Here is a 21621-nt window from a genome sequence, read left to right as displayed (position 1 = left end):
CGGGCGGCCGGCTGAGCGCGGCCGCCGCCCGGTCCCGGCCTGCCTGCCGGGGCCCGGACGGCGGCCCGGCCCGGCGCAGGTCGGGCGCCTCAGCGCGGGTCAGCCCCGTCTGAGCGCCAGGCGCTCCTTCTCGGAGAGTCCGCCCCAGACACCGAAGCGCTCGTCGTGGGTGAGCGCATAGTCGAGGCAGGCCAGGCGTTCCTCGCAGGCGAGACAGAGCGCCTTGGCCTCCCGCACGGAGCCGCCGGGCTCCGGGAAGAAGAACTCGGGGCCGGTCTGCGCGCACAGCGCCCCCTCCTGCCATGCGGGCCGTCCCCGCTGCGGCCCGCCACTGCGGTCCGTTCCGATACTGGGCTTGCTGAGCATGGGGACCATGCTCGCCGGAGGCCCGAAACAAGCGATCAACGAACGCTGAACGCGCCACCGGACCCCCTGCCGGACCTCAGGCGGCATCCTGTGCGGCCCGCGGCGGCGGCTGGATCACCGCGAACTTCGCGCCGTAGGGATCCGCCAGCTTGGCGATCCGGCCCACGCCCTCGATGTCGGAGGGGCCGAAGCGCACCGAGCCCTCGCCCTCCCGCACGCGGGCCACCGTCGCGTCGCAGTCCTCCACGGCGAAGTACGGCAGCCAGTACGAGGGCCCCTCGGCCTCCACGGGGTCGTCCGCCTTGGCGACGACCCCGCCGAACATGGCGTCCGCGCCGGAGCCCACCGGGAGCACCGTGACGTAGGTGCCGCCGTCCATCGGTACGTCGAAGGTGTCGAGGCCCACCGCGGAGTAGAACGAAGTGGCCGCTGCGACATCCTCCGTGAAGAGCTCGACCCAGTTCAGCGAGCCCGCTTCCTCGACCTTCTCCAGGCCGGGCATCGTGCCGGGCCGCCAGACGTTGAACCCCGCGCCCTGCGAGTCCTCGAGGATGCCCATGCGGCCGAGGTCCGCTACGTCCATCGGCTCCATCGGCGCGGACCCGCCGGCGTCCTGCACCGCCTTGATGGTGGCGTCCACGTCCGGCGTACAGAAATAGATCGACCAGGCCGGGGCGGCCATGTCCGCGGGGACGGACATACCGCCGGCCACCGCCTTGCCGTCCGACGTGAATGTGCCGTACCCACCGAACTCCGCGGGTCCCGGCGCGAACTCCCAGCCGAAGACCCTGCCGTAGAACTCCGCGGCGGCTTCGATGTCCGGGGCACAGTAGTCCGTCCAGTTCAGCGAACCGGTGACGAACCGGGTTGTGAGCATGATCGGCTCCTTGGACGAGTCCGGTTGTCCCTTTCGTCACCGAGTCTTCCACCGCCCACTGACAATCGCCGCCCGTGACGTCTCCCGCGGTGCTGACAAAGATTCAGTTCCTGAAGCCGACAAGTTTCTGAGAGCGCTCTCAGTCACAACTCTTGACGCCGGGGACGACGCCCGCAACATTGATAACCCGCAGGGCGCCTCCCCCCAACTTCCGCACGCCCCTGTGTCCCCCACACATCAGGAGTGTCCTAGTGATATCGCGCAGAATGTTCCTCACCGCGGCCATCGGCACCACCGCGGCCCTGACGTACCCCGTCTGGGGATCCGCCGTCGCCCCCAAGGCGAGCGCGGCCCCCGAGACCTGCGAAATCGCCCTGGAGAACAAGTCGTTGCCCGGCACGGTGTACGCGTACGTCACCGGCCACGAGCTCGCCACGGACGCCTGGGTGCTGCTCAAGGCGGACGGCAGCGTCTACAAGCCCGAGGACGTCTCCGAGCCCGAGACGCCGCTGCCCGAGGACTGCGCGATCCCGCTGGGCGAGGCCGGGTCCGAGCCCGTCGTCCTGACGCTCCCTCAAATGCACGGCGCCCGGGTCTACTTCGTACGGGACGAGAAGCTGGACTTCTTCCTCAACCCGGGCCCGTCCCTCGTGGAGCCCGCGTTCTCCACGCCCGAGGACCCCAACTACGGCCGCACATGGTCGTTCGCCGAGTTCACGTTCAACACGGAGCAGTTGTACTCCAACATCAGCTATGTGGACCTCGTGACATCGTTGCCCATCGGCATCACTCTCGAGGGCGACGAGACGCACACCGTGGCACCGCTGCCGGACGGCGCGGTGGACAAGATCGCCTCCGACCTGGTGGCTCAGCAGGAGAAGGACGGCCAGCCCTGGGGCGACCTCGTCATCCGCGGCGACGGCGACAGCGTCCTGCGGGTGATCTCCCCGCAGAACCTCATGGCACCGTTCTTCGGCACACCCGAGGAGATGCCCTTCCGCGACCTGTTCGCCGACTACGTCGACCAGGTGTGGGAGAAGTACCGCTCGGAGGACCTCAAGATCGACCTGCAGGGCGGACGCGGTGTGCTCACCGGGCGGATCGAGGGCGACACCCTGACGTTCGAGGGCGGCCACACCTTCGCCAAGCCCGAGTCGAAGGACATCTTCACCTGCAACCACGGGCCGTTCGCCAACAACCCGGACGACCCCGACGACAAGAAGGGCCTGCTGGCGCGGATCGCCGCCGGGTTCAACCGCAGCATCATGCTGACCCACCCGGAGCAGCCCAACGGCGCCACCGCCGACGACTACTACGGCGACGACGTGACCAACCACTACGCGCGCGTGGTGCACGCCAACTCGCCGATCGGATACGCCTTCCCGTACGACGACGTGCGGCCGGACGGCGAGCCGGACGAGTCGGGCGCCGCGCACGACGGCAATCCGCAGCGCTTCACGGTGACCGTCGGGTCCTGATCCCGCGTGCGGCCGGTCCCGGGACCGGTACGACTCGTGACGTGGGCCCCGGCCGCCCTCCTCAGGCCGGGGCCTGCGTTCAGCCCGTCCGGCATCACTTCAGCCGTCCGGCTCTCCACCCCGGCCCTTTACCGGGCTCCACTTCAGCCGTCCGGCTCCACTTCACCCCTTTGTCGGGCACCACTTCGGCCCGTCGGGCACCACTTCAGCCCGTCCGGCACCACTTCAGCCTGTCCGGCGCTTGAGGACGAGGCGCGGCAGCGCCAATTCAGCCCGTCCGGCGTTTGAGGACAAGGCGCGCCAGCGCCGGGGCTGTTGAGGTACCACCCACCGGCCGGTGGCGGGTCGCGTTCCAGGCATCGGCCTGGCGGCCTCGTCCTCAAACGCCGGACAGGCTGAAAGATGTCCTCAAACGCCGGACCGGCTGAAGTGGCGCCGGACAGGGTGAAGTGGAGCCGGATGGCATGGATTGGTGCCCGGCAAAGGGCTGAAGTGGTGCCAGGTAAACGGCTGAGGTGGAACCGGACGACTGAAGTGGAGCCCGGTACAGGGCTGAGGTCGAGCCGGACGGCCGAGGTGGAGCCCGGTACAGGGCTGAGATGGAGCCGGACGGCTGAAGTGGAACCCGGTACAGGGCTGAGATGGAGCCGGACGGCTGAAGTGGAACCCGGTACAGGGCTGAGATGGAGCCGGACGGCTGAAGTGGAACCCGGTACAGGGCTGAGATGGAGCCGGACGGCTGAAGTGGAGCCCGGTGAAGGGCTGAGGTGGAGTCGGAAAGGTGGGCCCGGAAGGGGCCAGGGGCAGATGTGCTCGGCTCAGGCCGAGGTCCGCCTCACCAGTACCGTGGGGGTGACGATCGACGCCGGATCGGCCTCCGGTTCGGGGCCCGCGGCACCCCGCGCCGGTCCGCGTTCCAGGCTGCGCAGCAGAAGCCTGGCCATCATGCGGCCCATCTCCTCGATGTCCTGCCGCACGGTGGTGAGCGGCGGTTCCGTGCGGCCGGCCAGCGGGACCATGTCGTCGAAGCCGATCACCGCGACGTCCTCGGGGACCCGGCGGCCCGCCTCGCGCAGCACCCGCAGGGCGCCCGAGGCCGACAGGTCGTTGGCGGCGAACACCGCGTCGAGGCCGGGGCTGCGCTCGAGCAGCTCACGCATCGCCCGCTCGCCGCCCTCCGGGGTGAAGTCGCCCTCGGCGATCAGTGCGGCGTCCGCGTCCGGCACGACGTCCCGGTAGCCGTCCAGACGGTCAACGGCCGAGGTCTGGTCCAGCGGGCCGGTGATGTGCGCGACCTGACCGCGGCCGAGCGACAGCAGATGACGTACGGCCTCGCGCGCGCCCCCGCGGTTGTCGCAGTCCACGTACGGGGTGCTCTCCTCGACGGGATCCGGGCGGCCGCCGAAGACGGTGGGCAGGCCCGACGCCCGTACGATCGCGGGCAGTTCGTCCTGGGTGTGCACCGAGAACACCAGGGCGCCGTCGACATGGCCGCCCGCCAGATAGCGACCCACGCGCGCGTAGTCACTCTTCTCCTCGACGAGCAGGAGCACCAACTGCGAGTCGTGGGCGGTCAGTTCCTTGCTGATGCCGCGCAGCTGGCGGCCGAAGAACGGGTCCGTGAACACCCGGGTCTCCGGCTCCGCGATGATCACGGCCACCGCGTCGTGGCGGCGGGTGACGAGGCTGCGGGCGGCCCGGTTCGGTACGTAGCCGAGCTCTTCGACCACGCGCATCACCTTGCTCGCGAGGGGAGCGGTCACGCCCGCGCCCCCGTTGACCACCCTGGAGACCGTGGCACGGGACACCCCGGCCCGTGCGGCCACGGCCTCCAGGGTGGGGCGTGGGGCGGCGGGCTTGTCAGTCAACGGGGCGCTCCTCGACGGCGGTCGGCGGCCGGTGCGGCCCGCCGCAGCTCAGGATAGCCACCGGTGGCGGCTGCTCACCCGTTCATGAGAGCGCTTTCTGGATCCGCGCAGCGGCCCCTCCCGGGCCCGCCCCAGCCCTCAATGGTGACCCTCGTGCCCCGACGCGGCCTTCTCACCGGATTCCGCTCCACCCTGCGCGGACTTCTCCGATGCCCCCGACTTGCCCGACTCCCCAGCCTTGCCGGACTTCGCGCCGTGCCCGCCATGGTCCCCATGGCCCGGCACGGTGCCGTCCGGCTTGGCGACGAGCAGGAATCCCGCCATCCCCATGTCGGAGTGGCTCTGCACATGGCAGTGGTACATCCAGGCGCCCGCGCCCACCCCCTCCCCCGCGATGATCTGCAGTCCGAAGGAGTCGGCCGGCCCGGTGATCTTGTTGTCGATGACCGGGGTCGGATCGTCGGGTCCGGTGAGGATGCCGGTGCGGTTGTCCGCCCAGCGGTGACCGTGGATGTGGAACGTGTGGTACAGCTCGCCGTGCGTGATCACGATCAGCTCGACGCGGTCCTCGACGGTGACCTCGAAGTCAGGCCCCGCGTCGAGGTTGTTGATCGTCATGTCGTTGAAGACGATGGTGAAGCTCTTGTCGGGCAGCGGGTCCCCGTCGCGCCGTACGACCAGCGGGCCGTAGAGCCCCTTGGTCAGGCCGCCGGTCCCGTGGTCGGTGCCGACGACATGGTCGTGGTAGTTCCAGTAGCCCGCGCTGCCCTCCCGCCAGGTGCCGTCCTTGCGCTTGCCCGGAGCGTGGGTGCGCCAGGTGTAGGTGCGGGTCTCGCCCGGCTCGACATGGCTCTTGTTGTGCCGGGTGCCGTCGCTGGTGATCTCGTAGTCCACGCCGTGCGGATGGAGGCTCGCGGCCACCTTGGAGGTGTTCTCCACCTCGATGTGCAGGGTGTCGCCCTCGACCATCTCGATCAGCGGGCCGGGGATGGTGGCCTTGCCCTTCTCCAGTCCGTATCCCATCTGGCCGTCCGGGAGATCCTCCACGTACAGCTTCAGGTGGCGGTCCTCCTTGGCCGCGACGGCCTTCTTCACGGCATCCGCCTCGTCGGCCGCCGACTCGGGCGGGAACGCCGCCGACATCGATGTCAGACCCGTGGCCGCGACTGCTCCTCCGGCGAAAAGCCGCCGGTTGAAGCTCCGCCTGCCGATGCCACCCGCTTCACGCATCACCGAACTCCCCACGTCTGTACGGAGATTGACAGGGGCAGCACGGACCTATGGCTCCCCACGGACACCACACCGTAGCGGCGGGGTCCGGGTTTATCCACGCTCAGGACAAAGTTCGAAGTATTCCGGTCATACCTATTGGCGGGTTGCGAAAAGAGGTCTAGCTTCCTTGGCGCCGTTGCTGTATCCGACGAGGGGTGGGTGAACACATGCGGCTCACACCGCATCAAAAGCCCTTGGCACCAACAGGGTTGAGCAGATCCAGACGCAGAGCGCGACGGGCCCTCGGAGCGGGACTGCTGGCCGGGGCGGTGACCGCGGGCATGCTCGCCACCTCACCCGCCACCGCCAGGCCGTTCCCCGATCCGCCCGCGACAACGATGTCCGTCCAGTCGCCGCCCGGCGGTGACAATGTGCGCGTCCTCGTCTTCCACGCCTCGGCGGACGAGGAATCACCGGTGGTCAACGCCGGTATCGAGGCGATCGAGAAGATCGGCCAGTCAGGGCCTGCGGGCCAGCGTTTCACCATCACCGCGACCGACGACGCCTCGGTCTTCACCAACGACACCCGCCTGAGCCGCTTCAACGCCGTGGTGTTCCTCACCGGCGCCGGCGATGTGCTCGACGGTGCACAGGAGTTGGGCCTCGAGGCGTACATGGAGGCCGGCGGCGGATTCCTCGGGCTGCACGACGCGGCCCGCACCGAGCCGTACTCGGACTGGTTCTCCGGACTGATCGGCGCCCGGCCGACCGCGGGCAGCGGGGCCGAGGCCCAGCGCGCCACCGTCGAGCTCGGCGACCGTCAGCACCCGGCGACGAAGGACCTGCCGCTGGAGTGGAAGCGCCCCGACAAATGGCTCAACTGGGAGAAGAATCCCTCGGGTTCGGTGCACACCGTGGCCCGGGTCCGGGAGACCACGTACAAGCCGGGTGAGGGTGCGAACGGCGCCGACCACCCGATCTCCTGGTGCCGCGACTACGACGGCGGGCGCTCCTTCTACACCGGCATGGGCGGCACCGCCGACTCGTACGCCGAGGCGGACTTCCGCGACCACCTGCGGGGCGCCCTGCTGTGGACGACCCGTCTGGTGCGGGCCGACTGCAAGGCGGCCATCGACGCCAACTACGAGGCCAAGCGGCTCACCGAGCCCAACAAGCCCGGTGAGAACGACCAGATCGGCGAGCCGCACGGCCTTGTGACGGCCCCCGACGGCCGCGTCCTGTACATCGGCCGCGGCGGCGCGGACGCCTCGCAGCCGGTGGTCACCGACTGGGACGACCCGAACATCGGCAAGGGCACGGGCGAGATCCACGTCTACGACCCCGAGACCGGGAAGACCACCCGCGCCGGAGCGCTCACCGTCTTCGGCAACAAGGGCGGCGGCGACGAACTGATCAAGGTCGAGGAGGGGTTGCTCGGGATCGAGCTCGACCCGGACTTCGAGTCCAACGGCTGGGTGTACCTGCACTACACGCCGCACTCGGAGATCGACCGCGACAAGCACATGGCCGAACGCCGGGTCTCCCGCTTCACGTTCGACCTCGAGACCAACAAGCTGGACATGGACAGCGAGAAGGTGCTGCTCGACTGGCCGGTCCAGATCCACAGTTGCTGCCATGCGGGCGGCGGCATGGCCTGGGACTCGAAGGGCAACCTGTACATCGCGACGGGTGACAACAACTCGAGCCAGTTCAGCGACGGTTACTCCGGCAACAACCCGGAGCCGAACTTCAAGGGTGTCTCCTTCGCGGACGCCCGGCGCACCGCGGGCAACACCAACAACCTCAACGGCAAGATCCTGCGGATCCATCCGGAGGACGACGGCACCTACACCCTGCCGAAGGGCAACCTCTTCACCGGTGAGGAGCCCGACGAGGGCGGTGGCAAGACCCGCGGCGAGATCTATGTGATGGGCGTACGGAACCCGGCGCGCATCTCGATCGACAAGGCGACCGACACGCTGTACGCGGGCTGGGTCGGCCCGGACGCCGGTGAGCCCTCGACCACTTGGGGCCCCGCCAAGTACGACACGTTCGCGGCGATCACCGAGGCCGGCAACCACGGCTGGCCGTACTGCATGGGCAACAAGCAGCCGTACCGCGACCGGAATCTGCCGGACCCGACGAAGCCGCTCGACTGGTACGACTGCGACGCGCCGAAGAACGAGTCGCCGAACAACGACGGCCTGGTCAACATCCCGCCGATCACCAGCAACACCATCTGGTACTCCCCCGCCGGCGGCGGCCCGGACTTCCCGCGCGACGAGAACGGCGTGCCCTCGTACAAGGAGGACGAGCAGGAGTTCCTGCTGCCGTGGCTCAAGGGCGGCGGCCAGGCCGCGATGAACGGTCCCGTGTACCGCTTCGACTCCGACAGCAACAGCAAGGACAAGTGGCCCTCGTACTGGGACGGCAAGTGGTTCGTCGGTGACTTCTACGACACCGACCAGCCGCGGCACGCGGTGCTCACCGATCCGAAGACCGTGGGCAAGGGCGGCGTGCCGGTGCACGCGGAGTCCCTGAAGAAGATCGTCCCGATCGGCGACGACGGCATCAAGAACCTGATGGACTGGAAGTTCGCTCCCGACGGTTCGCTGTACGTCCTCGACTACGGACGCGGCTTCTTCACCTCGGACGAGAAGTCCGCACTGTGGCGCGTCACGTACAAGGGCGGCGGCGCCACACCGAAGGCCGACTGGGTGGCGAGGGGCTGAGCATGAGACAGAGACACACCGGCAATCGGCCGTGGCAGATACTGGCGACCGCGTTCCTGCTGCTCGTCGGGCTGCTCGCGCCCGCCGCCTTCGGCCAGGACGTGCCCGAGGCGGACCAGGCCGCGGCCAGGAAGGCGGCCGCGGAGCAGACGCTCACCTGGACCGCGGGCGACCCGATCGACAAGTACCTGTCGGCGCCGACCACGGCGGTGGCGGGTCCCACGACGATCGTCTTCGAGAACAGCGAGGCGACCGGCAACACGACGAGCATGCCGCACACCCTGACGTTCGACACGTCCAATCCGGACTACAACAACGACGTCACGCTGAACATCCTGGCCAACCCCTCGGACGCCGAGGGCGGCAAGCACACCGCCGAGGTCACCCTGACTCCCGGCAAGTACCGCTACCACTGCACGATTCCGGGGCACGGCACCATGGAAGGCGTCCTGGAGGTCACCGAGGGCGGCGGCGAGGACACCACCGCTCCCGAGACCGACGCGAAGGTGGACGGCACGCAGAACGCCGACGGCGACTATGTCGGCCAGGCAACGGTGACCGTCACGGCCACCGACGAGAGCGGCGGTTCCGGCGTCGAGAAGACCGAGTACGCGCTCGGTGACGACGGCGAGTGGCAGCCGTACACGGACCCGGTGGTGATCGACCAGGTCGGTGACCACAAGATCCGGTACAGAGCCACCGACAAGGCGGGCAACACCTCGGACGAGAAGACCGCCGAGTTCTCGGTGGTCGCCCCGTCCGGCGACGACACCGATCCGCCGGAGACCTCCGCCACCGTCACCGGTGAGGAGAACGAGGACGGTGCCTACGTCGGCACGGCCACGGTCACCGTGTCGGCCTCCGACGCCGGTTCGGGGGTCAACAAGGTCGAGTACGCGATCGGCGACGGCGGGTGGCAGGATTACACCGAGCCGGTGGCCTTCCAGGAGGCCGGTTCGTACACGGTGAAGTACCGCGCCACGGACAAGGCCGGCAATGCCGCGGAGGCCAAGGAGGTCGCCTTCGAGGTGGTCGAGCCGCCGGCCGAGGACAAGACACCGCCGGAGACCTCGGCGAAGGTCGAGGGCACGAAGAACTCCAACGGTGCCTATGTCGGTACGGCATCGGTGGCGGTCACCGCGACCGACGACGACTCCGGTGTCGACAAGATCGAGTACTCGCTCGACGGTGCGCCCTTCGTGGCGTACGACAAGGCGGTCGTGGTGGACCGGCTCGGCCGGCACACCGTGGCATACCGCGCCACGGACAAGGCGGGCAACACCGCGGAGGCCAAGTCGGCCGGCTTCACCATCGTCGAGGGCGGCGGCGTCCCGGCGCCCAACTGCCCGGAGTACGACGAGCGGGACACCGTCTTCCTCGGTGAGGTGGACAGTGGTGTGCCGAACCGGATGACCAAGTCCCGTTGCACGATCGGCGAGTTGATCGAGGACGAGAAGGACTGGTCCTCGCAGGCGCTGTTCCTCAAGCACGTGGACGAGGTCCTGGAGGATCTGCTCGACGAGGGCGTGATCGACAAGCGCGAGCGCAAGACGGTCCGTCAGGCGGCCAAGCAGTCCGGGATCGGCAAGCCGGGTCAGAACACCGGCTACAAGCCGATCTTCGACGGCACACAGAAGTCCTTCGACAAGTGGCAGCAGGTGGGCGGCGGCAAGTTCGGTCTGAACCCGGACGGTTCGATCACCTCCAGCACCGAGGTCGAGGGCATGGGCATGCTGTGGTTCCCGGAGCGGAAGTTCGAGAACTTCTCGATCAAGCTGCAGTGGCGGGACGACGCTCCCGGCAACGGGAACGCCAACGGCGGTCTGTTCGTCCGCTTCCCGCAGGTGCACGACCACCCGGAGGAGGACCGTCCGGAGTGGGTCGCCATCAACTACGGCCATGAGATCCAGATGCTCGACCGGCCGGACGGCGACATGTACAAGACCGGTTCGGTCTACGGCTTCGACCGCGTGGGCCTGGCCGGCGCGGGCGTGACGCCGAAGGGCACCTGGAACGACTACGAGGTCCGGGTGGAGGATCAGCACTACTCGATCTTCCGCAACGGCGAGCTGATCAACGAGTTCGACAACACCGGCGGTCAGGTCTTCGAGCCGCCGCGTGACGGCGACCCGGGCACGGACGGGCGGCGTTACGCCTCCGGCTATGTCGGGCTGCAGGTGCACGGGGTCACCGATGTGATCTCGTACCGCGACATCCGGGTCAAGGAGCTGTAGCCCGGGGCCTGTTCGCGGAATGTGCCGCGCGCCCTCTGCCCGTCCCCACGGGCAGGGGGCGCGCTTCTGCGCTCACGTGCCGTGCGCTTCTGCGCTCACGTGCCGTGTGCTTCTTCGTCGTCGTGCCGGGCGCGGCTCGGCTGTACGCGCTTGGGCTCGCCCGGCATCTTCGGGTACTCCGGCGGATAGGGCATGTCGCCGAGGCCGCGGTCGTGTTCGTCCCGGTCGGCGAGTTCGAGGAGGGCGTCGAGCCGGAAGCGGTGGTCGTCCATGTCCGCGTGCACATCGCCGAGTTCGGTGTAGCGGGCCGGCATGGTGGCGAGGTCGAAGTCCTCGGGCACGGCGTCGTCCAGCTCGTCCCAGCGCAGGGGTGCGGAGACCGGGGCGCCCGGGCGCGGGCGTACGGAGTAGGCGGAGGCGATGGTGCGGTCGCGGGCCGTCTGGTTGAAGTCGACGAAGATGCGCTCGCCGCGCTCCTCCTTCCACCAGGCGGTGGTGACCCCGTCGGGCATCCGGCGTTCGAGTTCGCGGCCGCAGGCGATGGCGGCGCGGCGGACCTCGGTGAACGTCCAGCGCGGTTCGACGGGCACGAACACGTGCAGGCCGCGGCCGCCGGAGGTCTTGGGCCAGCCGTGCAGACCGCCGAAGTCGGCCAGTACCTGCTTCAGTTCGTGGGCGGCGCGGACCGCGTCGTGGTAGTCGGTGCCGGGCTGCGGGTCGAGGTCGATGCGGAGCTCGTCGGGGTGGTCGGTGTCGTCGCGGCGGACCGGCCAGGGGTGGAAGGTGAAGGTGCCGTACTGGGCGGCCCAGATGACCGCGGCGACCTCGGTGGGGCAGATCTCGTCCGCGGTGCGGCCGCTGGGGAAGGCGACACGGCCGGTGGGGATCCAGTCGGGCAGGTTCTTCGGGGCCCGCTTCTGGTAGAAGGACTCGCCGTCCAGACCCTCCGGGTAGCGCTGCAGGGTGGTGGGACGGTCGCGCAGGGCACGCAGGATGCCGTCGCCGACGGTGAGGTAGTACTGCGCGAGGTCGAGCTTGGTGAATCCGGCTTGCGGAAAGTAGACCTTGTCCGGGCTGGAGAGGCGCACCTTGCGGCCGCCCGCGTCGAGCTCCACGGCTGCTCCCATGCCAGTCACGGTAGGCAGTCGGCGGCCGCCGCGCACCCCGGAGACGCGGCGGCGTATCGCGCACACCGGGCGCCGTGGACGTATCCGCAGCAGAATCGAGGCATGGATCTGCCGGTGATGCCGCCCGTGAAGCCGATGCTCGCGAAGTCCGTGGCCCGGATCCCGCCCGGGATGAGTTACGAGGGCAAGTGGGACGGGTTCCGGGCGATCGTGTTCCGTGACGGGGACGAGGTCGAGCTCGGCAGTCGTACGGGCAAGTCGCTGACCAGGTACTTTCCCGAGCTGGTCGGGGCGCTGCGGGAGGAACTGCCGACCCGCTGTGTGCTGGACGGGGAGATCGTGATCGCGCTCGACGGGCGGCTCGACTTCGACGCCCTGACCGAGCGGATCCACCCGGCCGACTCGCGCGTGCAGCTGCTCGCCGAGCGCACCCCGGCCTCGTTCGTGGCCTTCGATGCACTGGCGCTCGGAGGCGATTCGCTGCTCGACGCTCCGTTCACCGACCGGCGCGCCCGGCTCATCGGGGCGCTCGGCGGGGCGGACGCGCCGGTCCATGTGGCGCCCGCGACGACGGACGAGGCGACGGCGGCCGAGTGGTTCACGGTGTACGAGGGCGCGGGGCTCGACGGCGTCGTCGCCAAGCCGCTCGACCTCCCGTACCGGCAGAACGAACGCCTGATGTACAAGATCAAGCACGACCGTACGGCCGATGCCGTGGTGGCGGGCTACCGCTTCCACAAGTCGGGCCCGGTGGTCGGCTCACTGCTCCTCGGTCTCTACGACGACGCGGGCGCCCTGCAGCACGTGGGCGTGTGCGCGGCGTTCTCGATGAAGCGGCGCGAGGAGCTGATCGCCGAGCTGGAACCGCTGCGGATGGAGTCGGCGGCCGGCCACCCGTGGGCGGCCTGGGCCGAGGAGTCCGCGCACGAGTCGGCCCGGCTTCCGGGCGCACCGAGCCGCTGGTCGGGCAAGAAGGATCTCTCCTGGGTGCCGCTGCGGCCGGAGCGGGTCGCCGAGGTGGCCTACGACCACATGGAGAACGGCGCCCGCTTCCGGCACACGGCGCAGTTCCGCCGCTGGCGCCCCGACCGGGCGCCGGAGAGCTGCACCTACGCCCAGCTGGAGGAGCCGGTCCGCTACGCCCTCGGTGAGGTGCTCGGCACGGACTGATCCTCGGTGGGCCGCCGTACCGCGACCACGTCGATCTCGACGAGGATGTTCATCAGGTCCGAGCCGACCGTGGTGCGGACCGGGTACGGGGGCGTGAAGAACTCCTCGTACGCCCGGTTGAACTCCTCGAAGTCACGGTGCAGATGCTGGAGATGGACGGTGGCCTTGACGATGTCCGAGGCGTCCAGGCCCTGTTCGGCGAGGACCGCGAGGACGTTGCGGAGCACCTGCGCGGTCTGTTCGCCGACGGTGTCGGCGACGGCTCCGGTGGCCGGGTCCTGCGGGCCGAAGCCCGCGGTCCAGACGAGTCCGGCGGCCTCGATGCCCTGGCTGTACGCGCCGGCCGGGCGGGGTGCGCGGTCGGTGGTGATCGCCCGGGGTGCGGTGGTCGCGGTGGATGCGGTGGTGTCGTCGGGGCTGGTCATCCGGTCAGGTCTCCCTCGCGCTCGTTGACCGCGGCGTAGTGGCTGAGCTTGTCCTCGTCGACGGTGACGCCGAGCCCTGGCCCCTGCGGGACGGTGAGCCGGCCGCGGTGCAGGGTGAGCGGCTCGATGATGTCGTCGGCGTGCAGGTAGTACATCGAGTCGATGGCGCGGTTCAGGACCGGGGTGCTGGCGACGACGGCGAGGTGGGCGGCGGTGGCGATGCCGAGCTCGCCGCCACTGTGCAGATTCATGCCGAGGCCGAAGGTCTCGCAGTGCGCGGCGAGCGCCTTGGTCGGGGCGATGCCGCCCCATTTGTAGACGTCGCCGTGGATGATGTCGACGGCGCGCAGGCGCATCGCGGGGGCGAAGTCCTCGAAACGGACGACGCACATATTGGTGCACAGCGGGATGCGGACCTGGGCGTGCACCTGGCTCATGCCCTCGATGCCGACGCAGGGGTCTTCCAGGTATTCGAGGCCGAGATCCTCGAGGGCTCGTCCGGCGCTCACCGTGTCGGGCACGGACCAGGCGGCGTTCGGGTCGACGCGCAGCTTGATCGCGGGCAGCCGGTCGCGGATGGCGCGCAGGATCGCCACGTCGCCGTCGATGTCGGTGGTGCCCTTGAGCTTGACGGCGTCGAAGCCGCCCTCGTCGACGACCCGTGCGGTGTGCTCGGCGAGCGCGGGCCCGAGGTCCGCGCCGGTGGCGCCGCCGGCGTCGGCGCGGGTGATGAGCGCGGTCAGCGGGACCTCTTCGCGTACCGGGCCGCCCAGCAGGTCGGTGACCGAGTGGCCGGAGGCCTTGCCCATCAGGTCCCAGCAGGCGACATCGAGGGCGGCTATCGCGGCGTAGCCGAGGTAGCCGTGGAAGAACGGCACCATGTGCTGCTTGCGGTGGAAGGCCTCCAGGGCGAACGGGCTGGTGCCGATCAGATCCTTGGCCAGTCTGCGCACCAGGGCGGCGACGGGCTGCCCCCACATGGTCTCGCCCCAGCCGACGATGCCCTCGTCGGTGGAGATCCGTACGACGGTGCGGGTCTCGCCGGTCTTGGTCTCGAAGGAGCTGGTGAACGGGTTGGTCAGCGGCAGGTTGACGACCTGCACGTCGACGTCGGTGATCTTCAAGGCTCTCCTTGGTGGTGCGGGGTGCTGCGCTGGTGCTGGTGCGGTGCTGGTGGACGATTGGTGCCGGGGTCCCGTTCGGTGGGTCTCGTGTGGTGCCCGCCCCGGTGGTCAGGCGCTGTGCGTACGGGTCGCCGTGTCGAAGGCACGGATCGCCTGCGCGAGTTCCGCGCCCCGCGCAGCGAGCAGCCGGCCGCCGCGCTCCGCGTCCGCGCCGGACGGGTCGTCGGTCGCTCCGCCCACCCGCTCCCACTCGCCGTGCCGCTCGACGGTGAGCCCGGCGTGCGGCGGCCGGTCGAAGAGCGGTGGCGGCTCGACGGGCTCCCGCACGGGCAGCGGGGTGCGCACCAGGGCGGGGTGCGCGGCGAGCATCAGGGAGGTCTCGAACCAGCCCGCGTGCCCGGGCGTGACCTCGGGCCGGCCCGCGGCCTGCTCGTCCGGCGAGAGCGTCCCGAGGCTCCAGTACGAGCAGGCCGCCACCGCCGCGTCCGTGTGCAGGGCGAACTCCTTGACGGCGAGCCGCATGATCTCGTCGTTGCCGCCGTGGCCGTTGACGATCATGATGCGGCGGTAGCCGCTGCGGGCGAGCGAGCCGAGGATGTCGCCGAGCACGGCGGACAGGGTCGCGGCCGACAGCGACACGGCGGCCGCGAAGAGGTGGTGCGGACTGTGCCCGTACGGCAGCACGGGCAGTCGTACGACGGGGGGTCCGTCGCCCTCCAGAAGGGCGGCCGCCCGGTCCACGACCGCACTCGCGAGCAGGGTGTCGGTGCCCATCGGCAGATGGTCCGCGTGCTGCTCCTGGGAGCCGATGGGCAGCAGGGCGATCCCGCTGCGTCCGGCGTCCCGTGTCTCACGCCAGGTGAGGCCGGTCATCTCCCACACCGGTCTGTCTCCTTCGTTTCGGCCGTGGCAGAGTCTGCGCATGGCTGTTGAACGTCCCTCGCTGCGTCTCGTCCCCGAACCGGAATCAGGGCCTCCTGTGCCGCGTCCGGCGCTCGGCGCGGTCGAGGTGCTGCCCGGTCTGGTCCGGGCCGCGCTGGTGTCCCGGGCGGGTCAGCTGCTGCATCGCGCCGAGACGGCCTTCGATGCGGCCGGTCCGCGCTCCGGTGTGGACGAGGCGCTGCGTACGGCGACCGGGACCTGCTTCACGGGCGAGGGCAGGCGCCCGGCCGGTGTCGGCGTCGCCGCGGCCGGGCTGGTCGATCCGGCGACCGGCACGGTGCTCGAGGTGAACGACGTACCGGCCCTGCACGGCTATCCGATCGCCGCCGTCGTCTCCGGTCTGGTCGGTGCCCCGGTCCACGTGGAGCACCGGGCACGCCTGCAGGTGCTCGGCGACCGCTGGTTCGGTGCGGGCCGCGGGCGCCGGACCTTCGCATCGGTCGCCACCGGCGAGGTGCTCGGTGTGGGGATCCTGTACGAGGGTGCGGTGCTCGCGCCGGACGGCGGCCGCAGCGGTGCCCATATGACCGTCGCGGCCAGCGGCGAGCTGTGCACCTGTGGCGCCCGCGGCTGCTGGAAGACGATGGCCACCACGCGCTGGCTGCGCCGCCGCGCACAGGACGCGGGCCTCACCGGTGTCGCGTCCCTCGCGGATCTGGCTGACCGTACCGGCGATGCCATGGCGCGCGCCGTCGTCGAGGAGTACGCGGACAATCTCGCCCTGGGCCTGGTCAATGTCCAACAGCTGTTCGCGCCGGGCCTGTTCGTGCTGCACGGCGAGGCGCGCGAGGGCGGCGAGCCGTTCCGCGCCCGGATCGAGGAGCGACTGCGGCGCGACACGGCCTGGTCGACCGCCGAGCCACCGCGCGCCCTGCTCGGCGAGGTGGGTCCGGACGACGTGGCGCTGCTCGGCGGGGCCGGCCTCGTTCTGACACGCGCCTAGGCTCATCGCGCGCCCGCCGTCCCGCGCGTGCGGTACCCGTCGGGCCGCGGCACGGCGGCGAGTAGTTCACGCGTGTAGGGGTGCTGCGGGTGCTTGAGTACGTCCTCGGCCGTGCCGCTCTCCACGATCGCGCCGCGGCGCATCACGGCGACGCGGTCGGCGATCTGCTGCACGACGGCCAGATTGTGCGAGACGAACACATAGGTCAGGCCGAGGCGTTGCTGCAGATCGGTGAGCAGGTCGAGGACCTGGGCCTGTACGGAGACGTCGAGCGCGCTGGTCGGCTCGTCCAGGACCACGAGCCCGGGTTCCGGTGCGAGCGCGCGGGCGATGGAGATGCGCTGGCGCTGCCCTCCGGAGAACTCGTGCGGGTAGCGGTCCTGCAGGGCGGGGTCGAGGCCCACCGAGGTGAGCAGCTCGCCGACGCGCTCACGCAGTCGCGGACGCCCGCGCCGGCCGCGGTAGTCGGGGTGGTGGGTGACCAGGGGTTCGCCGATCACATCGGTGATGCGGAAACGCGGGTTCATGCTGGAGTACGGATCCTGGAGCACCACTTGCATCCGGGCGCGGGCCCGGCGCAGTTCGGCGGCGGGGAGCGCCGCCAGGTCGCGGCCTTCCAGGAGGACGGTGCCCGCGGTCGGTTCGAGCAGGGCGAGCAGCAGCCGGGTCAGGGTGGTCTTGCCGGATCCGGACTCCCCCACCAGGGCAAGGGTTTCGCCCTCGGTGACGGTGAGCGAGATGTCGTCGACCGCGACGGTGGCTGCGTCCCCGGTGCCGAACTCCTTGCGCAGACCGTTCAGTTCGAGCAGCGTCGTGCCGGCTCCGGCCGTCGCCGTACCGGCTCCTGTGGTCGTCATGCCGACTCCAGTCGGGGTGTGGCGGCGAGCAGGCGCCGGGTGTAGTCCTGTTCGGGGTTCTCGAAGACATCGGCGACGGCGCCGGTCTCCACGACCTGGCCGTGGTGCATGACCACGACCCGGTCGGCGGTCTCGGCGACGACCCCGAGGTCGTGGGTGATCAGGACGACGGCCATGCCGTGCCGGTCGCGCAGTTCGTCGAGGAGTTCGAGGATCTGGCGCTGCACGGTGACGTCGAGTGCGGTGGTCGGTTCGTCGGCGATGAGGATGCGGGGGCGGCCCACCAACGCCGTGGCGATCATGACGCGTTGGCGGAGTCCGCCGGAGAGCTCGTGCGGGTACTGCCGTGCTCGGCGCTCGGGTTCCGGGATGCCGACCTCGTCGAGGGCGCGTACCGCTTCGGCGCGGGCCTCGGCGCGGGTGGCGCCGCGGTGCCGGCGGAGCACCTCGGCGACCTGGTTGCCGACCCGCTGCAGCGGGTCGAGGCTGGTCATCGGGTCCTGGAAGACCATGGCGACGTCGTTGCCGCGCACCTCGCGCAGCTCCTTCTCGGGCAGGGCGAGCAGGTCGCGTCCGTCGAGCACAACCCGTCCCGCGGTGTATTCGCAGGGCGGCTCGGGGTTGAGCCGAAGGACGGAGAGCATGGTGGCGGACTTGCCGCTGCCGGATTCGCCGACCACGGCGAGGGTCTCGCCCGCATGCAGGTCGAGGCCCACGCCCCGTACGGCGTGCACGGTCCCCGAACCGAGCCGGAAGTCGATACTGAGGTCCTCGATCCGCAGCAGCGGGTCGGCGGTGGCCATCTCCTGCGGTGACTGGTTCGTCTGCGGTGTCCGGTTCATCGGCGGTACGCCTTAGGGTCTGCGACGTCGCGCAGGGCGTCGCCGGTGATGTTGATGGCGAGGGAGGTGAGCATCAGGGCGAGTCCGGGGAAGACGGCCACCCACCAGGCGGTGCCGAGGTACAGCTGTCCGTCGGCGAGCATGGCGCCCCAGGTGACGATCTCCTTGGGCACGCCGAGTCCGAGGTAGCTGAGCGAGGCCTCGGCGACGATGGCGGCGGCGATGTGCAGAGTGCCGATGGTGGCGAGCGGCGCGGTGACATTGGGCAGCAGATGGCGCCGCAGGATGGTGCCGTCCTTCACCCCGGTCGCCCGAGCCTGGGTGATGTAGTCCCGCGACCGCAGCGAGAGCACCTCGGCGCGTACGACACGGGCGTACGAGACCCAGCCGGTGAAGCCGAGTACGAGCACCACGTTCCACAGGCCCGAGCCGAGGAAGCCGACGATGGCGAGGGCCAAGAGGAGTGAGGGAAAGGCGAGTTGGATGTCGGCGGCGCGCATCAGGAGGCGGTCGAAGCGGCCGCCGCGGAAGCCGGCGAACAGTCCGCAGGCCGCTCCGACGACCCCGGCGAGCAGGGCCGCGCAGATCCCCACGAGCAGCGAGATCCGCGCACCGTGGATCACCCGGGAGAGCAGGTCGCGGCCGAGCTGATCGGTGCCGAGCAGGTGGCTCGCGGAGCCGCCGTCCTGCCAGGCCGGGGGCTTGAGGCGGACCAGCAGATTCTGCGCGGCCGGGTCGTACGGGGCGAGCCAGGGCGCGAGGAGCGCGGCCACGGCCATCAGGACGAGCACGCCGAGGGCGACGGCGGCCAGGCGGTTGCGGAGCAGGACGCGCAGGGCGCCGGTGCGGGCCGAGTGCGTGACCGTCTCGGGGGCGGTGGGCGACGGTTCGGTGGTGGGTGTGGTGGTCATCGCTGGGCCCGCACTCTCGGGTCGAGGAGGCTGTAGGACAGGTCGACGAGCAGATTGACGAGGACGAAGGCGGCGGCGAAGAACAGCACGGCGGCCTGCACCATCGGGAAGTCGCGGTCCGAGATCGCCTGTACGGTGAGCCGCCCGATGCCCGGCCAGGAGAAGACCTGCTCGGTGAGGATGGCGCCGCCGAGCAGCCCGCCGAACTCGAGGCCGATCACGGTGATGGTGGGCAGGGCGGCGTTGCGAAGCCCGTGGGCCAGGACGACCGCTCCGGGTGCGAGGCCCTTGGCTCGTGCGGTGCGGATGTGGTCGGAGCCGAGCACGTCGATCAGTGAGGAGCGCAGGAGTCTGGCGATCACCGCCACCGAGTACACGGCCAAGGTGATGGCGGGCAGCACCAGATGGGCGAAGGTCCCGTACCCGGAGGCGGGCAGCGCGCCCAACTGCACGGAGAACACCAGGATCAGCAGGATCCCGATCCAGAACGGCGGCGTGGACTGACCGAGCAGGACGGCCGTCATCACCGAGGTGTCACCCGCGCGGCCGCGCCGCATGGCGGCGTAGATCCCGGCCGGGATCGCGATCAGGAGGGTGATCACCATGGCGCCGAAGGCGAGTTCCAGGGTGGCGGGCAGCCGCTCCCCGATGACGTCCGCGACGGGGCGGCCGTACACGAGCGAGTCACCGAGGTCGAAGCGGACCAGGCCCCACAGATAGTCGCCGTACTGGGCGATCAGCGGTTGGTCCAGGCCGAGTTGGGCGCGCAGGGTGTGCTCCTGGGCGGCCGTGGCATCGGGCGGGAGCAGCTGCTTCACCGGATCGCCGGAGAGCCGTACGAGCAGGAAGGCGAGGGTGGCGACGGCGAAGAGCACGCCGATCGCGGTGCCGAGACGGGCGGCGACCTGCCGCAGCAGCGGCGCCGCGGTGCTGCGGGTCATCGGGAAACCTCCGCGCTCTCCATGGCGAGGGCGCCGTTGATGATCGGGGTCCAGTGGGCGCGGGTGGTGCGCGCCAGGATGATGTCCTGCTGGTAGAGGGAGACGAAGGGCGCCTCGTCGAGCATGAGTTGCTGCAGTTCGCTGAACGCCTTGGCGCGCTTCTCGGGGCTGACCGACAGTTCCTCGGCGTCGATGAGGTCGTCGGCGCGGTCCGAGGTCCAGCGGCTCTGGCGGCGGTCGCTGCGCACGTTCGACTGGAGCATGCTGCTGCCGTCGAGGGTCCACACCGAGCTGGCGGCCAGATAGAGCGGACCGAGGGCGCGCCGGTTGTCGGAGGTGAGCCGGGAGGCGTATGTGCCGGGGTCGAGGAGTTCGACGCGGGCGCGGATGCCGGCCCGGTCGAGCAGTCCGGAGATGGCCTCGGCGACCTGGGCGTCGGTGTTGGAGGCGGTGAGGGTGGTGGTGAAACCGTCGGGGTGCCCGGCCTCGGCGAGCAGTCGCCTGGCGGTGCGCACGGAGCGGCGGTACGGCTTGACGGATGCGTCGAAGCCGAAGGTGCCGTGCGGGACCATGGCGGGCACCTCGCGTGCCTTGCCGTCCAGGACCGCGTCGATCAGCAGGGGCACGTCGACGGCGTGGTTGAGGGCCTGGCGCACCCGGCGGTCGCGCAGCGGGCCGGACTCGGTGTCGAGGTTCAGGTAGGCGGCGCGGGTGCCGGGATGGTTCTCAAGCTCCACGCCCGCGTAGCCGGAGAGTTGGCGCGCGGCGTCCGGGGTGAGGCCGGTGACCAGGTCGACCTCGCCGCTCTGCAGGGCCGCGAGCGAGGACGCGGGGTTGGGCAGCGGGCGGAAGACCAGCTCCCGGACGTTCGGGGTGCCGTGGAAGTGGCCGGGGTGCCTGCGCATGCGCAGCTCGCGGTCGCGAAGCCAGGAGACGAAGCGGAACGGGCCGGTACCGACGGGCTTGCGGGCGAAGGCGGCGTCGCCGACCTCGGCGATGTACCCGGGCGGCACGATCACGCCGCCGAACAGCGAGAGCTTGTCGGGCAGTATCGGGTCGTGCTGGGTCGTGTGGATGTCCACGGTGTGCTCGTCGACGACGGACACGCTCTTCACGTACCGCAGTTCGACGATCGGTGAGCGGGTGGCCGGGTCCAGAATCCGCTCGATGCTGAACTTGACGGCGGCCGCGTCGCACCGCTCCCCGTTGTGGAAGCGCACACCGCGCCGCAGCTTGAAACGCCAGGCGGTGGGTGAGCGCACCTGCCAGCTCAGGGCGAGGCGCGGGGCGAGCCGGCCGCGGGTGTCGCGTGCGGTGAGGGTGTCGAAGATGTTGATCAGGACGTTCATGGTGATCATGTCGCCCTGTTTGTGCGGATCGAGGGTCGAGGGATCCTCGGTCTGCGCCACCCGCAGCTCCCCGCCGCTCGGGGCTCCCGCCGCGGTCCCGCAGCCGGTGAGCACCGCGGGCAGGGCGAGGGCAGGCACCGCAAGTCCCCCGAGCCGCAAGGCCCCACGACGTGACATGACTGGATGGGTCACGCGCCACGCACCCTTCATGAGTTCCATCGAA

At 70.3% G+C, this 21621-nt stretch carries 18 protein-coding genes; 5 read left to right on the top strand and 13 right to left on the bottom strand.

Annotated elements, in window-relative coordinates; translation table 11 throughout:
- Positions 1 to 99 precede the first annotated feature (99 nt).
- Together DY218_RS04060 and DY218_RS04055 are read right to left on the bottom strand one after the other, a co-directional pair.
- Positions 100 to 366: a WhiB family transcriptional regulator gene (locus DY218_RS04060; RefSeq protein WP_128554502.1), complete on the bottom strand. Its 267-nt coding sequence runs from the start codon at positions 364 to 366 to the stop codon at positions 100 to 102.
- 76 nt (positions 367 to 442) lie between these two features.
- The gene (locus DY218_RS04055) at positions 443 to 1243 is read right to left on the bottom strand and encodes a VOC family protein (protein WP_128554501.1); all 801 of its coding nucleotides are present in this window, start codon (positions 1241 to 1243) and stop codon (positions 443 to 445) included.
- A gap of 266 nt (positions 1244 to 1509) precedes the next feature.
- Here DY218_RS04055 and DY218_RS04050 point away from each other — a divergent pair, with 266 nt between their 5' ends.
- Positions 1510 to 2721: a glycoside hydrolase family 64 protein gene (locus tag DY218_RS04050; protein ID WP_199566625.1), complete on the top strand. Its 1212-nt coding sequence runs from the start codon at positions 1510 to 1512 to the stop codon at positions 2719 to 2721.
- An 818-nt stretch (positions 2722 to 3539) separates the two neighbouring features.
- On the opposite strand, the gene DY218_RS04045 is transcribed toward DY218_RS04050, so the two are convergent.
- Together DY218_RS04045 and DY218_RS04040 are read right to left on the bottom strand one after the other, a co-directional pair.
- A complete protein-coding gene (locus tag DY218_RS04045) occupies positions 3540 to 4589 on the bottom strand; it encodes a LacI family DNA-binding transcriptional regulator (protein ID WP_128554499.1) in 1050 nt (349 codons plus the stop codon).
- Positions 4590 to 4727: 138 nt separating this feature from the next.
- Positions 4728 to 5819, bottom strand: a complete 1092-nt coding sequence (locus DY218_RS04040) for a multicopper oxidase domain-containing protein (protein WP_199566623.1) — start codon at positions 5817 to 5819, stop codon at positions 4728 to 4730.
- A gap of 323 nt (positions 5820 to 6142) precedes the next feature.
- On the opposite strand from DY218_RS04040, the gene DY218_RS04035 reads away from it, so the two are divergent.
- Both DY218_RS04035 and DY218_RS04030 read left to right on the top strand, forming a co-directional pair.
- Complete coding sequence (locus DY218_RS04035; RefSeq protein WP_233521346.1) at positions 6143 to 8533, top strand: ThuA domain-containing protein; 2391 nt, start codon at positions 6143 to 6145, stop codon at positions 8531 to 8533.
- A gap of 2 nt (positions 8534 to 8535) precedes the next feature.
- A complete protein-coding gene (locus DY218_RS04030) occupies positions 8536 to 10767 on the top strand; it encodes an OmpL47-type beta-barrel domain-containing protein (RefSeq protein WP_128554497.1) in 2232 nt (743 codons plus the stop codon).
- A 95-nt stretch (positions 10768 to 10862) separates the two neighbouring features.
- On the opposite strand, the gene ligD is transcribed toward DY218_RS04030, so the two are convergent.
- Positions 10863 to 11894, bottom strand: coding sequence for a non-homologous end-joining DNA ligase (gene ligD, locus DY218_RS04025; protein ID WP_128554496.1), 1032 nt, complete (start codon positions 11892 to 11894; stop codon positions 10863 to 10865).
- 102 nt (positions 11895 to 11996) lie between these two features.
- Between ligD and DY218_RS04020 the strand changes: the two genes are divergently transcribed.
- A complete protein-coding gene (locus tag DY218_RS04020) occupies positions 11997 to 13064 on the top strand; it encodes an ATP-dependent DNA ligase (RefSeq protein WP_128554495.1) in 1068 nt (355 codons plus the stop codon).
- On the opposite strand, the gene DY218_RS04015 is transcribed toward DY218_RS04020, so the two are convergent.
- The 3 genes from DY218_RS04015 to DY218_RS04005 all read right to left on the bottom strand — a co-directional run bounded on the left by DY218_RS04015 (position 13031) and on the right by DY218_RS04005 (position 15486).
- Positions 13031 to 13489: a RidA family protein gene (locus DY218_RS04015; RefSeq protein WP_128554494.1), complete on the bottom strand. Its 459-nt coding sequence runs from the start codon at positions 13487 to 13489 to the stop codon at positions 13031 to 13033. The genes DY218_RS04020 and DY218_RS04015 overlap by 34 nt on opposite strands.
- Positions 13486 to 14613 (bottom strand): mandelate racemase/muconate lactonizing enzyme family protein, encoded by a 1128-nt coding sequence (locus tag DY218_RS04010; protein ID WP_128554493.1) that lies wholly within the window; start codon positions 14611 to 14613, stop codon positions 13486 to 13488. The genes DY218_RS04015 and DY218_RS04010 overlap by 4 nt, the downstream gene beginning before the upstream one ends.
- Positions 14614 to 14721: 108 nt before the next feature.
- A complete protein-coding gene (locus DY218_RS04005) occupies positions 14722 to 15486 on the bottom strand; it encodes a creatininase family protein (protein WP_128554507.1) in 765 nt (254 codons plus the stop codon).
- A gap of 49 nt (positions 15487 to 15535) precedes the next feature.
- Here DY218_RS04005 and DY218_RS04000 point away from each other — a divergent pair, with 49 nt between their 5' ends.
- Positions 15536 to 16498: an ROK family protein gene (locus tag DY218_RS04000; protein WP_128554492.1), complete on the top strand. Its 963-nt coding sequence runs from the start codon at positions 15536 to 15538 to the stop codon at positions 16496 to 16498.
- A 2-nt stretch (positions 16499 to 16500) separates the two neighbouring features.
- On the opposite strand, the gene DY218_RS03995 is transcribed toward DY218_RS04000, so the two are convergent.
- From DY218_RS03995 to DY218_RS03975, 5 genes are read right to left on the bottom strand one after another with little or no spacing between them, the layout of a single operon-like run.
- Positions 16501 to 17355, bottom strand: a complete 855-nt coding sequence (locus tag DY218_RS03995) for an ATP-binding cassette domain-containing protein (protein ID WP_128554491.1) — start codon at positions 17353 to 17355, stop codon at positions 16501 to 16503.
- Complete coding sequence (locus DY218_RS03990) at positions 17352 to 18197, bottom strand: ATP-binding cassette domain-containing protein (protein WP_128554490.1); 846 nt, start codon at positions 18195 to 18197, stop codon at positions 17352 to 17354. The genes DY218_RS03995 and DY218_RS03990 overlap by 4 nt, the downstream gene beginning before the upstream one ends.
- A complete protein-coding gene (locus tag DY218_RS03985) occupies positions 18194 to 19108 on the bottom strand; it encodes an ABC transporter permease (RefSeq protein ID WP_128554489.1) in 915 nt (304 codons plus the stop codon). Before DY218_RS03985 ends, DY218_RS03990 begins: the two co-directional genes overlap by 4 nt.
- A complete protein-coding gene (locus tag DY218_RS03980) occupies positions 19105 to 20049 on the bottom strand; it encodes an ABC transporter permease (RefSeq protein WP_128554488.1) in 945 nt (314 codons plus the stop codon). The genes DY218_RS03985 and DY218_RS03980 overlap by 4 nt, the downstream gene beginning before the upstream one ends.
- Positions 20046 to 21608, bottom strand: coding sequence for an ABC transporter substrate-binding protein (locus tag DY218_RS03975; protein ID WP_407703547.1), 1563 nt, complete (start codon positions 21606 to 21608; stop codon positions 20046 to 20048). Before DY218_RS03975 ends, DY218_RS03980 begins: the two co-directional genes overlap by 4 nt.
- Between the last annotated feature and the right edge of the window lie 13 nt (positions 21609 to 21621).

This window comes from Streptomyces triticagri (genome assembly GCF_003429565.1).
GTDB lineage: Bacteria > Actinomycetota > Actinomycetes > Streptomycetales > Streptomycetaceae > Streptomyces > Streptomyces triticagri.
The sequence above is the reverse complement of the archived record's forward strand: the minus strand, read 5'-3'. Positions and strand labels throughout refer to the sequence as shown.

Excerpts from the sequence above, each read along its gene's own strand:
- DY218_RS03985 (WP_128554489.1), bottom strand. The coding sequence starts at position 19,108 with ATGACCACCACACCCACCACCGAACCGTCGCCCACCGCCCCCGAGACG.
- DY218_RS04050 (WP_199566625.1), top strand. The coding sequence starts at position 1,510 with ATGTTCCTCACCGCGGCCATCGGCACCACCGCGGCCCTGACGTACCCC.
- DY218_RS04030 (WP_128554497.1), top strand. The coding sequence starts at position 8,536 with ATGAGACAGAGACACACCGGCAATCGGCCGTGGCAGATACTGGCGACC.
- DY218_RS03995 (WP_128554491.1), bottom strand. The coding sequence starts at position 17,355 with ATGACGACCACAGGAGCCGGTACGGCGACGGCCGGAGCCGGCACGACG.
- DY218_RS03990 (WP_128554490.1), bottom strand. The coding sequence starts at position 18,197 with ATGAACCGGACACCGCAGACGAACCAGTCACCGCAGGAGATGGCCACC.
- DY218_RS04000 (WP_128554492.1), top strand. The coding sequence starts at position 15,536 with ATGGCTGTTGAACGTCCCTCGCTGCGTCTCGTCCCCGAACCGGAATCA.
- ligD (WP_128554496.1), bottom strand. The coding sequence starts at position 11,894 with ATGGGAGCAGCCGTGGAGCTCGACGCGGGCGGCCGCAAGGTGCGCCTC.
- DY218_RS04005 (WP_128554507.1), bottom strand. The coding sequence starts at position 15,486 with ATGACCGGCCTCACCTGGCGTGAGACACGGGACGCCGGACGCAGCGGG.
- DY218_RS04040 (WP_199566623.1), bottom strand. The coding sequence starts at position 5,819 with ATGCGTGAAGCGGGTGGCATCGGCAGGCGGAGCTTCAACCGGCGGCTT.
- DY218_RS03975 (WP_407703547.1), bottom strand. The coding sequence starts at position 21,608 with ATGAAGGGTGCGTGGCGCGTGACCCATCCAGTCATGTCACGTCGTGGG.
- DY218_RS04035 (WP_233521346.1), top strand. The coding sequence starts at position 6,143 with ATGCTCGCCACCTCACCCGCCACCGCCAGGCCGTTCCCCGATCCGCCC.
- DY218_RS04055 (WP_128554501.1), bottom strand. The coding sequence starts at position 1,243 with ATGCTCACAACCCGGTTCGTCACCGGTTCGCTGAACTGGACGGACTAC.
- DY218_RS04015 (WP_128554494.1), bottom strand. The coding sequence starts at position 13,489 with ATGACCAGCCCCGACGACACCACCGCATCCACCGCGACCACCGCACCC.
- DY218_RS03980 (WP_128554488.1), bottom strand. The coding sequence starts at position 20,049 with ATGACCCGCAGCACCGCGGCGCCGCTGCTGCGGCAGGTCGCCGCCCGT.
- DY218_RS04020 (WP_128554495.1), top strand. The coding sequence starts at position 11,997 with ATGGATCTGCCGGTGATGCCGCCCGTGAAGCCGATGCTCGCGAAGTCC.
- DY218_RS04060 (WP_128554502.1), bottom strand. The coding sequence starts at position 366 with ATGCTCAGCAAGCCCAGTATCGGAACGGACCGCAGTGGCGGGCCGCAG.